Source organism: Bradyrhizobium sp. McL0616 (assembly GCF_049993385.1).
GTDB lineage: Bacteria > Pseudomonadota > Alphaproteobacteria > Rhizobiales > Xanthobacteraceae > Bradyrhizobium.
This window is the reverse complement of the sequence record NZ_CP188255.1, coordinates 5577995-5590495: the sequence shown is the minus strand read 5'-3', so window position 1 is coordinate 5590495 and position 12501 is coordinate 5577995. Positions and strand designations below refer to the sequence as shown.

The following is a 12501-nucleotide window of genomic DNA, read 5'->3' as shown; positions in this document are numbered from 1 at the left end:
CTATGAGTACACGCCCCAATCAGCTATGTGGCGCCTGTTTCGGAGCGAATTGACGGGCCTTTCCTCGAGACAGGCGTTCAGGACTTCGACGCCTCGCGGGTCTCCATCACGCAGGTCCGCCAGTCGCTGGTCTTGCACTCAGCCGGCCAGCTGCCGCCGAGCGCCATGAACAAAGCGGCGGTGTCGGAGAGGCGGGTTGCTTCCGCCTGCACACGGGTGATCGCCGCATTGAAATAGGCCTGCTGCGCGTTCAGCACGGTGACCTGGGTGATCTGGCCGAGCACGAGCTGCTGCTGCACGATGTCGAGGCTCGCCTTCGCGGCAGTTTCAGCCCTGATCGCGGCCTGCTCTGCACGCGCATCGGCTTGCAGGGAGCGCAGCGCGTCGGCCACGTTCTGCATCGCGGTGATCACGGTCTGGCGATAGAGCGCCTCGGCCTCCTCGAGTGATGCCTCAGTGGCCTTCTGCTTGTTGTAGAGCGTGAAGCCGTCGAACAGCGGCTGCGTCGCGCTGGCGGCGACCGTGTAGAATAGCGTGCCCTGCGTGAACAGCTGTGCCGGCTTGAAGGCGCTGGTGCCGGGATTGCCTGTGAGCGTGAGGTTGGGCAGCCGCGCCGCGATCGCGACGCCGACCTGGGCGCTCGCCGAATGCAAATTGGCTTCGGCCGCCCGCACGTCGGGGCGCTGGGCCACCAGCGTACTCGGCAGGCTGACCGGCAGATTCGTGGGCAGAGTGAGATGCTGGAGGTCGAATTTCTGCAACACCTCGTCGGCGGAGAACTGTCCGGCGAGCGCGGTGAGGAGGTTGCGCTGAATTGCGAGCTGCTTCTGCAACGGTGGCAATGTCTGCTCGGATTGGGCGAGCGCGGTCTCTTGCGTCAGCACGTCGACCTGGGCAGCCTGGCCCGCCTCGAACTGGGTCTTGAGAATGCCGAGGATGTCGCGCTCGATCTTCACGATGCGTTCGGTCGCCGCGATTTGCCCGCGCAGCGAGGCTTCCTGGATCGCCGCGGTAACGACGTTGGCGGTGAGCGTGACGTAGGCGGCCTCGAGCTGGTACTGCGCCTGCTCGGTCTGGGCATCGAGGCTCTCGACCGCGCGGATGTTCTGGCCCCAGATATCAGGCACGAAGCTGATGTTGAGCTGCACCGTGTGCAACGTATAGCGGCTCTGCGGCGCATCCACCGGATTGAACGTCGCCATGTTGGAGAACTGCTGGTCGGACGGCGTGTAGTTCACGCCCACTTGCGGAAAGAACAGGCCACGCTGCGCCAGCGCATTGAAATTCGCGACCCGGATCGCAGCCTCCGCCGATTGCAGCGTCGGATTTTGCTCGACCGAGAGGCGGATCAGCTCGTTCAGCGGTTTCGAGCGGAACGCCGCCCACCAGCGCGCCGGAATGTCGGCTCCGTTGACGAACTGCTGCCGCGGCACGCGCGGTCCGTCGGCGTCAGTGCGGGGCGAGGCGAGTGGCTCCGGCGTAAAGCGGGAGACGCTCGGCGCCGGCGGGGTTTCGAAATTCGGGCCGACCGCGCAGCCTGCAAGCCAAAGGCTCGTGGCGCTGGCGAGAAGTGATTTGCGGGCCCCTCGGCTGATCATCACGCAACGCATCCTAATGGGCCACTTCGGGCGGCGATGCAGCCGCGCTGTCCTCGTGCGTCTCGGTTCTCTCCCGCGACAGGAAAATCTTGCGCAGCGCCGGGGCGACCACGAGCAGCAATAGCGGGCCGATGAACATGCCGCCGACCACGACGGTGGCGAGCGGCCGCTGCACCTGGCTGCCGATGCCATGCGACAGCGCCGCCGGGAACAGGCCGACGCCAGCCGAGAGCGCCGTCATCAGCATCGGCCGCATGCGCTGCTCGGCGCCGCTGAACACGGCCTCCGCAATGCTCATGCCCGAGGCGCGCAGCTCGCGGAAATAGGTGATGTTGAGGATGCCGTCCATCACCGCGACGCCGAACAGCGAGATGAAGCCGATCGCGGCCGATATGCTGAAATCGAGGCCGGCGAGGTAGAGCGCGATCAGGCCGCCGCCGACGGCGAAGGGAATGCCGGCAAGCGCCAGCAGGCTGTCGCGCACCGAGTTGAACAGGCTGTAGAGCAGCACGAAGATCAGCAGCAGCGTCACCGGCACCACGACCAGCAGCCGCGCCTTGGCTGCCTCGAGATTGTCGAACTCGCCGGACCAGATGATGCGGTAGCCGGGCGGAAGCTGCACGGCGTCTGCGACGCGCTGCTGCGCTTCCGCCACCGTGCCGCCGAGGTCGCGGCCGCGAACGCTGAACTTGATCGGGATGTAGCGCTGGCTGCGCTCGCGGTAGATGAACAGCGCGCCGGTGTCGAGCGAGATATCGGCGAGCTCGCTCAGGGGAATATAGGCGTTGGTGCCCGACGGCGTCGAATAGGCGACCTTGAGGTCGCGCACCGCATCGATGCTCTCACGGAATTTCGGATCGAGCCGGACCGCCACCGCAAAGGACCGGTCGCCTTCCAGCACGTTGGTGGCGCTGGTGCCGCCGAGCGCGGCCTGGATCACGGCGGTGATGTCGCCGGTGTTGAGGCCATAGCGCGCCGCCTTCTCGCGGTTGATCCTGATGTTGAGGTTGGGCTGGCCGACCAGATGGAACACGCCGAGATCGGCAACGCCGCGCACGTCCCGCATCACGTCCATGATCTTGGTCGCGGTCTGCTCCAACACGTCGAGGTTGGGGCCGATGACCTTGACCGAGTTGGCGCCCTTCACGCCGGACAGCGCCTCTTCGATGTTGTCCTGGATGTATTGCGAGAAGTTGAAGGTGATGCCGGGCAGTTCCTCGTCGAACTCCTTCTGCAACTCCTCGGTGAGCTTTTCCTTGGTCAGGCCCTTCGGCCATTCGTCGAACGGCTTGATCGGCGCGAACAGCTCGACATTGGAGAACGGTGAGGCGTCGCTGCCATTGTCGGGCCGGCCATGCTGCGAGACCACGGTGATGATCTCGGGATGGCGCAGCAGGATGTCGCGCATCTTGCGGGTCGCCTCGGTGCCGGCGTCGAGCGAGATGGTTGGCGGCATCGCGGCGCGAATCCAGAAATTGCCTTCCTCGAGCGCCGGCAGGAACTCGCTGCCGAGCCGGCTCGCCGCCAGCGTCGAGATGGCCAGGAAGATGGCGCCCACGATCACCGCAAGCTTCACGCTGCCCAGCGCCCAGCGCAGCACCGGCGTATAGGCCCGGCGCAGCGCGCGCACGATCGCCGTCTCGGTCTCCTCGATGTGCTCCGGCAGCAGCAGTGCGGCGAGCACGGGGGTTACAGTAAAGGTCGCTAGAAGCGCGCCTGCGAGCGCATAGCCGTAGGTGCGGGCCATCGGCCCAAAGATCTGGCCCTCTACGCCCTGCATCGTGAACAGCGGCACGAAGGCGGTCACGGTGATCGCGGCGGTGAACAACACCGCCTTGTCGACCTGGAGCGCGCTGACGAAGATCATCCTGAGCCGATCGGTCCAGCGCGCCGCAGTCGGCTGTCCCTGGGTGGGCGCGGTCGGATCAGAGCCCCAATAACCTTCGCTGAGGTTCTGCAGGACCCGGGCACGGCTTGCCGGGCTCGACTGGAAATTGCGAAAGATGTTCTCCATCATGATCACGGCGCTATCGACGATGATGCCGAAATCGACCGCGCCGAGCGACAGCAAATTGGCGTCCTCGCCCTGAAGCACCAGGATGATGATAGCGAAGAACAGCGCGAACGGAATGTTGGCGGAGACGATCAGCGCGCTGCGCAGATCGCCCAGGAACACCCACTGGATCACGAACACCAGCAGGCAGCCGAACACGAGGTTGTGCAGCACGGTGTAAGTGGTGACGCCGACCAGAGAGGAGCGATCGTAATAGGGCACGACCTTCACACCAGGGGGCAGGGTGCCATCGCTGTTGATCTTGTCGACCTCTTCCTCGACCTTGGGGATGATCTCGTTGGTATGCTGGGTGCGGCCCATCACGACGATGGCGGCGGCGATGTCGTCCTGCTTGTCCTTGCCGGCGATGCCGAGCCGCGGCACATAACCGACCGAGACTTTTGCGACGTCCTTGATCTGGATCGGCAGGCCGCTCGACTGGGTCAGCACGATGTTCTCGATATCGGCGACCTTGTAGCCCTTGGTGACATCGTCAGCGCCGCCGGAATCGATCAGGCCGATGCCGCGGATGTTGACGGATTGCTGGCCGATCGCGATCTCGCGGCCGCCGACATTGACGTTGGCGTTGCCGAGCGCGCTGACAAGCTGCGGCACGGTGATGTTGTAGGATTCGAGCTTTTGCAGGTCGGCGTCGACGTTGAACTGCTTGGTGGTGCCGCCCCAGGAATTGATCTGCACGCCGCCGGGAATGGTCATCAGGCGGCGGGTGACGACGTAGTCCTGGAGGGTACGGAGATTGGTGAGCCCGAAATTCGGCGGGCCGACCAGCTGGTAGCGATAGATCTCGCCGACCAGGCTCGACTGCTGGATGGTCGGCACCAAATTGCCGGGAAGCGTGATGTTCTGCTGGATGCTGTTGGCGGCCTGCGTCAGCGCGAAGTAATAGTCGACACCGTAGCGGAAGGTGACGCGGACGAAGGACAGGCCATAGAACGACGTCGAGCGGATGCTGACGACACCGGGCGTCGGGTAGAGCCCGACCTCCATCGGGATCGTGTAGTACTTCTCCATCTCCTCCGCCGAGAGCCCCGGCGCCTGCGCGGTGATCTCCAGGATCACCGGCGCCGGGTTCGGATAGGCCTCGATGTTGAGCTTGTTGAAGGCAGCGAGCCCCGCGGCGCAGAACACAACGAGGCCGAGCACGATGATCGCGCTGCGGGTCAGGCCGAAGGTGAGGATGCTCTTGACCACAATCTCGCACTCAGTGCCGGGCGACGCGATTGACCGATGCCACGGTCAGCCCGTGACCGCGGTGGCGAATTTGTTCGAGAGGAAGATGGCGCCGCTCGATGCCACGAGCTCGCCCGGCTTGAGCCCGTCGACGATCTGGTACCAGCCGTCCTGCGCGATCCCGACCGTGACGCTGCGCCGCGCGAAGCGATGGCGATCGGCCGTGACCCACACCGTCATGGTGCCGTCGCCCTCGCGCACCACGGCACCCGCGGGCACGGCAACCGACTGCTTCGGCGCCCCGGTCTCGATGGAAAAGCCGGCCAGCATGCCGGCGCGTAGCTTTTGCGCGGGATCGTCGATCACGGAACGGACCAGCTGCCGGTGCGTGGTCGGATCGATGTTCAGCCCCAGCGTGGTGACATGGCCGCGGAACACGTCTTCGGGATAGGCGGGGACGCTGACGGCGACGGGCTGGCCGATGCGGTAGGCCGGGGCATCGGTTTCAATGACATTGGCGACCATCCACATCGTCGAAAGGTCGGCGAGCGTGTAGGGTGCGGGCGCATTGCCCGGCTGGACGTAGAGGCCGGGCGCCGCGTTGCGCGTGACGATCTGGCCCGAGATCGGGCTCGGCACGATCAGGATCGAATCGACCTTGCGATCGGCGACGATGCGGTCGATCTCCTCGTCGGTCTTGCCGAAGATGCGCACGGAGTCGCGCGCAGCCTTGTAATTGCCTTCCGCGGTCTGCTGGTCGGAAATCGCCTGGTCGACGTCCTTCTGCGCGCCGCCGCCGGTCTTCAAAAGCTGCCTGACGCGCGTCAGCGTGCGGGTTTGCAGCTCCAGCACGCCGGAGGCCGCAAGCAGCGTGGATTCGGCCTGGAGCAGATCGGGGCTGTCGATGGTGAACAGCGTCTGTCCTTTCGCGACGGTCTCCCCGACGTTGAAGAACGTGTCGACGATCTTGCCGGGATTTGGCGTGAACACCTGCACCAGCATGTTCTGATTGAAGTCGATGGAGCCGACCGCCTTCTTGATCACGCTGAAGGTGCGCGCCTCGGCCGCCAGGATCTTGAAGGCGCCGGCCTGCTTGTCCGTCACGATGATGGCCTGCTGCGCGATATCGACATCACTGTTGGCAGCGGGCTGCGCGGCCTTGGCCGATTGTACCTCGGTGGTACGCGACAGCAGCCACGCGCCACCGACGACAACGGCGAGCGCGGCAATGCTCGCGGCAATGCCGGCATGCTTGAAGCGAAATGCCATCACCCTACGAGCCCCGTCCTGCTTGCTTCTGATGTCTGCGCCTTCGATCTGCAAACCCGCTGCGCAGGCTGCGCGAAGCGATTGCGGCGGCGTCAGACGCAGTCTTGTTAGCAAGTGCAGCTTACGGCCACCTTACAGTGCGTGATCAGCAAAGTGGCCGAAGGACTGTCGTAATGGCCCGCTTATCCAGTTTTCATAAGAGGAACGAGAGATAGAATACAAAAACCATAGCGTCAGATGCGTGCCGGCGCCGAATTGAACAAAAGCCGTTCGACTGCACAGCGCCATTGCCCGCGCCGCAGTCACTCGCAATTTTTCTGGCACGTCATTGAATCTGGCTCGCCGCATCATGCGACGGAGCCGCTGCTGCATCGAGGTGCCGCCCGCCGGCCTGTCGTTCAGCGGCGCTTGCCTTGGTCGTCGGGGCTGCTCAGGCCGCCCATTTCGTCTGGGCATAACTCTGCCGGCACGCAGACAGCACGAGGCCCCGATGGCACCTGACGCCAGCCTCGATCCGGAAGCCGAGCTGTTCGAGCTTCCTGCGGATCTTGAGCGCGAATCCGGTCTCGTTCGATTGGATCAGCACCGCAATCGCCGCGGTCGCACTCAGAGACGGCGCGACCCGGGTCAGCGCCGTCTCGAACTCGCTGAATATGTCCTGCACGGTGATGAGGCCGGCGGAAAAGGTTGGCGTGCGCAGACGGAAGCGCGAGGGCAGTCCGATGCGGGTGAAGCCGCGGCGGCGCAGCGCCAAATACAGTTCGGTGCAGTCGCAGCCGGCGACGATCGCACGGTCGAGCTTCGACAAATGGGTGAGTGAAATCATGGTCTCGACCACCTGATCGCGGTCGGTGGCGGAGGGAAGCGTGTGGAGCACGTAGATACTCCTTATGAACCGTTAGTAGGTTGGCGTGACTATTCGTCCCGACTGGCGGCTCAATATCTCTTGCCGCGCATATGATTTCGAGGCGGTGCGCGAGCCTATCTCATAGGGATGGCATGGGGCCTGGAGCTGGCTTCAAATCGAGGCGTCGATCACCGTTCATTGCGCATGTACGCGCTTCGCGCCGTGACCGATTTCAGATCGGGCACGGCGCTGGTCGCGCCTCGGTGATCCGATAGACGATCTACGCCGGCGTCGATCTGGTTATCCACTGCGTGAAGAATCGCATGCGCAAGGGCAGCCGTCGCTACGATGAGGAGCCAAAGGCGCAGACCCATGAGACTTCTCCATCCCCGGTTGGCGTACACAGATCGGACAATTGGAAGGCTTGTTCGGACCGAAACTTGTTCAAAAAAAGCCCCGGACGAACCGGGGCTTAAGTTTGTTGGAGGTTTGCAGAAAGACGTCAGTACGTAGAAACTTCAGTGCGTGGAAACTTCAGTATTTGGCGACGACGGGGCCGTCCCAATGGAATTTGTAGTTCACGCCGACCAGCGCGGTGGAGGCCCGCTGTTGGACGCTGAGGACTTCGCGTGCGCCGCCTCCGGGCAGCGTGAAGGCACGCGCGCTGTCGTCCAGGAACCACATGTAGTTATACTCGGCGAAGACCGACCAGTTCGGCGCGAACATCCATTCGGCGCCGATGCCGATTGTCATGCCAGCCTGCATGAAGCTCGCGGACTCGACCATCGCGCCGCCGGGCGCGAAGACCTGGTTGCGTTCCCGAAGGAAGGCTGCGCCACCCTTGAGGTAGCCGAGGAATTGCGGCGTCCAGAGATAGCCGATGCGGCCGGTCGCGGTGTAGATCTCCTTCAAACTATTCGCTTCGGAGAAGGCGGGAAAGTCGGTCAGGGCATGGCTGCCCTTGACGTTGCCGAAATCGAAGCTGCCGCCGACGCCGAACACGAGATTGCCGGTCTGGAAGTCGCAGCCGACCTGGCCGCCGCCGATCACGCCGCTGTCCTTCTCGCGGCCGTAATCCGCGGGCGCCGCGGCGCCGAAGCTGTCGGAGACGCGCGCGGTATCCAGTCGTGTCCAGCCGCCGCCGACATTGGCGCCGAGATAGCAGCCGGTCCAGTTGTAGAGCGGAGCAGCTGCCATCGGCCTCGCCTTCACCGGCAGATCGGCTGCGGTCGCAACGCTGGTCGCGCCGAGCCCGATCAGCGCGCTCGCAACGACAAGAGATTTCAATCGTCCGTACATTCAAGCCCCCGCATGGCCATGTGGCCAGTTCATCTTCGGAGGTGATGTTAAGGAAAGGGCGCGGATTCCGCGATGCCGAAAGGACCGTGAGCGAGTGCAGAATCCGCTTTTTTACGGCGCGTTGCGCGCTCGCGACATCGCAATGCGTCGAAAATCATTGAGAAAAAATAGCTTCCGGGCTGATGACGCGGATTAGGGAAATGGAAAGTCGGCAAGAGCTGCGCGACATGTTGCATCCAGAAAAGATTGCATTGCAGCGGTTTTCGTCGATATTTCCCGCGTGCGCTGCGTTCAATTGCCGTCGCGCGTCCGCCAGACGTAGATGATGAAAATAGCGACAAATGCTGCACCCGCAAGCATCCAGTACTGGCCGTCGAAACCAAATACGCTAAATTTCTGAATGAGGAAGTTCACCGCGCGCGCCCCTTTGTTGGGCAAACTACGCGGTTCGCGGTAAAAAATATATTATTTTTGAACGATTGGTGTTCTGCGCGCCATGCGCGGGCAAATCAGCAATTGAGGGCTGTTACGTTAAGATGTGAACGATCGTGATCAGAAAGCTGATCGCGAGGCGCGCTCGATGACGAGCCCGTTGAGGAAATCCTCGAGCGCCAGGCGTCCGGCCTCGTGTGCGGCCCGATGCGAGCGAAACCCGGTTTCACGGAGCCTGATGCCCATCGGCCTGTGCTTGGGACGGATTTCCCAGGACCATTCCTGACCGGCATCGCCCGACCAGGACACCACGACATAAAAGGACCGCCGCGGCGAGGGGCGCAGCATCAGCTCACCCGGGCCGCGACCGGCTCCGCGTCCAGCCGGTTCTGAAGGCGATAGCCGACGCCGGATTCGGTAACCAGAAGCCGGGGCAGGTTGGGGTCGGCCTCGATCTTCTGGCGGAGCTTGCGCACCAGAATCCGGAGATACTGGATGTTGTCGCGCTGGTTGCCGCTCCAGATCTCCTTCAGCAGCTGATCGTGGGTGACGACGAGGCCGACATGCATGGCGAGAACGTGCAGCAACCGGTATTCCTTGCGCGTCAGGCGCACCAGGCTGTTGTTCAGCGACACCGATCGGGTCACGAGGTCGACCGACAGCGGGCCTGCGACCACGACCGGATTTTCCGTTGCTGACTTGAAATAGCGGCGTAGCGCTGCCTCACTTCGCGCCAGCAGCTCGGCCATGCCGAACGGCTTGACGACGTAGTCGTCGGCGCCGGCCTGGAGCAAGCGCACCTTTTCGTCCTCACCGGCCACGACCGAGAGGACGATGATCGGGATGTTCGACCAGGCACGGATGCGCTCCAGCACCTCCGCGCCATGAAGGTCGGGCAGCGCCAGATCGAGAATGATGAGGTCCGGCGAGCTGAAGGTCGCGATCTTCAAGGCCTCTGTGGCGTTCTCGGCCTCGAGCACGGCGAAGCCGTTGAGCTCGAAACCGGCGCGGAGGAAGCGCCTGATCTTCGGCTCGTCGTCGATCAGCAGAACGACATTTGCAGGCTTACTCATTTCCAGACGCCGTCAATTCGGGGGTGGATGTCTCAGGCGCCGGCGAGGAGATCGACACCGTGGTCCCCTGTCCCTGGCCACGGCTATGAACAGCGATGGTGCCGTCGTTGGCCTGGATGAAGGTCGACGCGATCCAGAAGCCGAGGCCGGCGCCCGGGATCGAGCCCTGATGCCGCGTGCTTCGAAAGGATCGATGCCCGAGCTGCTGTTGTTCGTCGGACGTGATGCCGACGCCCTGATCGGACACGACGACGATCACGCGGCCGGGTTCGTAACGCACATCCGCTGTGATCGTCGAGCCGGACGGCGAGTATTTTGCGGCGTTCTCGAGGATCTGCCCGCAGGCCTCCTCCACCAGTCCCGAATCGACGTGGAGCAGGGGAAGATCGTCTGCGAAATGGGTCTCTATCCGATGCGCCGAAAGGCGTCGCGCACGTCGCTTGATCGCTCCGTTCACGATGTCCCTCGGGTCCGCCCATTCGAGCCGCGGGTTCAGTCCGGCGGCGGTGACGCGGGTCGCGCTGAGCAGATTGTTGATGTAGCCGTCGAGATGAGCCGTCTCCTCGGAGATCGCGTCGACCAGCGCGTGTATCCTCGCATCGGCCCGGATCACCGGAATGGTCTCGAGCACGCTCGCGGAGCCCTGGATCGCCGCGAGCGGCGAACAGAGCTCGTGCGACAACGTGCCGTGGAACGCATCCCGCAGCATCTGTGCTTGCAGACGCAGCCGCGCGCTCTCCATGGCCTTGCCGATGTCGAGGCGTTGCAGGGTCAGCGCGGTCTCATCGAGGATGGCCTCGATCCGGCGGGTTCGCCGCTCGATCGCCAGCTCCGAGCCGAGACCGATATTGACCGCGATCACGCCGTGAATGGATGTTCCCGACGCGATCGCCCTCAGGAGCCAGAGTTCGCGGCGACGTTCGTCGATGATTGTCCGCGACGGCGGCCCCTCGCCGGAATTCATCGCAGCCGCACTTGCCTTCACGGCAGGCGGCGCGAGTTGCGGCTCCGGTGGGTCGAAATGCCCGTCGGTGGTGGTCACGAGTAAGGTCGCGGCCTGCCCGAACGCACGTTCGAAGTGCTGCCGAATCGCGGCGATCAGGTCGGCGACGGTGAAGCAGGAGGCGAGGCTGCGTGAGAAATCATAGAGCGCGTGCATCTCGCCTTCGCGCTGACGCAGCGTCTCGGTCTCCTTCCGCAACCGCGAGGCGAGGTTGCTGCTAACCAGGGATACGATCAGGAACAGCAGCAGATCGACCGCCTCCTGCGGATCGTCGACACGAAAGCTGTAGAGCGGAGTGAAGAAGAAGAAGTCCGCGGCCACCATGCCCGTGATCGAGGCGGCCATCGCCGGCCAGACTCCCCATCGCGTGGCGGCGAAAATCACTGGAATGAGATAGGCGATCGGCACCAGGCTCGTTGCCACCGTCTGGCTGAACGCGAACAGCGGGGCGGTGACGAGCCCGATACTCGAGATCGACAGCAACAAAGGGACCGTCGTCTGCCATAGAACGCGCCAAGGCGCGATCTCGTCCAGGGCGGCCCCCGGCGATCGTGATGTGAGCTTGGCCGGCCGCGCGCTCGTCATTGAAAACATGCGGCCCAGAGGCAGATGAAGAATCAGTGCGTACTTGCCCCTGTCGACGACGACACCGAATGACCCGCGACGGGATCTCTCGTCAGACAAGACCAGATCGGACAATGTTCGGAAATTCGATCGTTATCGGCTTCCGCCGATCTACGGCGCGCGCCAGAGCCCGTTCAATGTCGTGATGCAAAGTCTTCGATGTCGTCAACCACCCGGCAGACGAACGATGTTCCAGATCGGCGTAGAAAATCTATGCTGTTGGCGGCAGGCAGAAATAAAAAAGTAATAGTCAAAAGGGTCCGTACTTCTACGGAAGCCAAGCAGTACGCTTCGAGGCAGGTGTGCCCTGATCTCGTTCCTCTCAGAAGCTGTCTTGAACTACAAAAAGGTGCTCAGCCTCGTAGCAGGCTTGCGTATTGCAGCGCGCGCTTCTCACCCTGGAGTTCCGGCTTTGAGGCGCGATAGAGCCCGGCTTCGTCGGTCGAGCGGCTGTGGGGCGGTGCAAGGGCTGCGACCGCGGCGGCGCTGATCTGCTTCGGCGGATAGAGATAGAAGTCCATCAGCGGCATATGCGGCCCGTGAGCGCTCCGTTGCAGCAGGTCGCGGGCAGTCTCGCCGGCAACCGGATAGATCGCGTTCCACCCGGCAAAGCTGCTTGCGAGAATCTCGAGCGAGAGAATCGTGGTCGCGATCCGCACGAAGCCTTCATTGGCCTTCTTAGCGCTGCGGGTCGTCGAGGCGCGACGCAGCAGCTGACGAAGCTCGGCATGCCGTTCGATCAGCGGGCCCATGCGAAACTGCCAAAGCATGTTCGGCAGCGAGGCGAAGCCATGAACCTCGTGATACGATTCGATCAGGCTGCGGCATTGCCGCGTCAGATGCTCCGGCAGGAAGGCAAGATCGCACTGGACTCCGTCGCTGGACGCCTTGTCGCCAACGCGCGCTGCATCAATTACGGATTCCATGGTCGAACCTCGCGAAAGCAGATTTGCTATGCGAGGAGCTTAGCGAGTCCCGACATATATCTTCGATCGACAATCCGGCGCGCATACGTAGCAAGATAATAGCCATGCGGTTCGGCCGAGGAGGTGTTGCGCGCAAGTCGGGCAGGGCTCGTTGCCGACTATGACGGAAATGACACAGCTCGCAGG

The 12501-nt window shown here is 63.3% G+C and carries 11 protein-coding genes; all 11 read right to left on the bottom strand.

What is annotated here, in order from left to right:
- Nucleotides 1-77: 77 nt before the first annotated feature.
- Nucleotides 78-1598, bottom strand: a complete 1521-nt coding sequence (locus ACPPVR_RS27420) for an efflux transporter outer membrane subunit (protein ID WP_426616197.1) — start codon at nucleotides 1596-1598, stop codon at nucleotides 78-80.
- A gap of 13 nt (nucleotides 1599-1611) precedes the next feature.
- Nucleotides 1612-4863, bottom strand: a complete 3252-nt coding sequence (locus tag ACPPVR_RS27415; protein ID WP_426609678.1) for an efflux RND transporter permease subunit — start codon at nucleotides 4861-4863, stop codon at nucleotides 1612-1614.
- A 45-nt stretch (nucleotides 4864-4908) separates the two neighbouring features.
- Entirely contained in the window at nucleotides 4909-6111 is a 1203-nt protein-coding gene (locus ACPPVR_RS27410; protein ID WP_426609677.1) for an efflux RND transporter periplasmic adaptor subunit, read from the bottom strand.
- Nucleotides 6112-6541: 430 nt separating this feature from the next.
- Nucleotides 6542-6988, bottom strand: a complete 447-nt coding sequence (locus tag ACPPVR_RS27405; protein WP_426609676.1) for a hypothetical protein — start codon at nucleotides 6986-6988, stop codon at nucleotides 6542-6544.
- 158 nt (nucleotides 6989-7146) lie between these two features.
- A complete protein-coding gene (locus ACPPVR_RS27400) occupies nucleotides 7147-7332 on the bottom strand; it encodes a hypothetical protein (RefSeq protein ID WP_426609675.1) in 186 nt (61 codons plus the stop codon).
- A gap of 160 nt (nucleotides 7333-7492) precedes the next feature.
- Nucleotides 7493-8257 carry an outer membrane protein gene (locus ACPPVR_RS27395; protein ID WP_426609674.1) on the bottom strand — a complete coding sequence of 255 codons (765 nt, stop codon included), beginning with the start codon at nucleotides 8255-8257 and terminating at the stop codon, nucleotides 7493-7495.
- Nucleotides 8258-8548: 291 nt separating this feature from the next.
- Nucleotides 8549-8671, bottom strand: coding sequence for a hypothetical protein (locus ACPPVR_RS27390; protein WP_426609673.1), 123 nt, complete (start codon nucleotides 8669-8671; stop codon nucleotides 8549-8551).
- Nucleotides 8672-8809: 138 nt separating this feature from the next.
- The gene (locus ACPPVR_RS27385; protein WP_426609672.1) at nucleotides 8810-9037 is read right to left on the bottom strand and encodes a hypothetical protein; all 228 of its coding nucleotides are present in this window, start codon (nucleotides 9035-9037) and stop codon (nucleotides 8810-8812) included.
- Nucleotides 9037-9762, bottom strand: a complete 726-nt coding sequence (locus ACPPVR_RS27380; protein ID WP_426609671.1) for a response regulator — start codon at nucleotides 9760-9762, stop codon at nucleotides 9037-9039. Before ACPPVR_RS27380 ends, ACPPVR_RS27385 begins: the two co-directional genes overlap by 1 nt.
- The gene (locus ACPPVR_RS27375) at nucleotides 9755-11251 is read right to left on the bottom strand and encodes a DUF4118 domain-containing protein (protein WP_426609670.1); all 1497 of its coding nucleotides are present in this window, start codon (nucleotides 11249-11251) and stop codon (nucleotides 9755-9757) included. Before ACPPVR_RS27375 ends, ACPPVR_RS27380 begins: the two co-directional genes overlap by 8 nt.
- A gap of 491 nt (nucleotides 11252-11742) precedes the next feature.
- Nucleotides 11743-12315, bottom strand: coding sequence for a hypothetical protein (locus ACPPVR_RS27370; protein WP_426609669.1), 573 nt, complete (start codon nucleotides 12313-12315; stop codon nucleotides 11743-11745).
- Nucleotides 12316-12501 lie beyond the last annotated feature (186 nt).